At 53.6% G+C, this 306-nt stretch carries 1 protein-coding gene; it reads right to left on the reverse strand.

The window, feature by feature from the left end; all coding sequences use genetic code 11:
• Positions 1-102: 102 nt before the first annotated feature.
• A partial coding sequence (locus tag AB9F29_RS22020) for an aldo/keto reductase (RefSeq protein ID WP_369757265.1) occupies positions 103-306 on the reverse strand: 204 nt, incomplete at its 5' end.

Below are 306 nucleotides of genomic sequence, written 5' to 3' on the forward strand. Positions count from 1 at the left end.
ATGGCCTGTTTTGCCAAGTTTTCTGAGGTGATGGCGCAAGCAAATAAAACTGCGGTTAGTGGCCTTACCAACAAGGTGTTTTCTGATAAGTTTTGGGCTCGTCTAAGAATCCTCTGAGCGGTCTGTGGCGGGAGCAGGTGCGCGAGTGGCGGCACTGATTTCGCCGTACAATTCGTCTGACAACTCATAGGTGATTGCGTCAAGGTAGGGGGCCAGTTGTTCGACAGAACTGGCGCTGATGATCGGATTGGTGATGGCGGGATTGCGTGCAACCCAAGCAACGGCAAGAGTCGCCGCAGAGACGTC

This window comes from Falsihalocynthiibacter sp. S25ZX9, from assembly GCF_041205405.1.
GTDB lineage: Bacteria > Pseudomonadota > Alphaproteobacteria > Rhodobacterales > Rhodobacteraceae > Falsihalocynthiibacter > Falsihalocynthiibacter arcticus.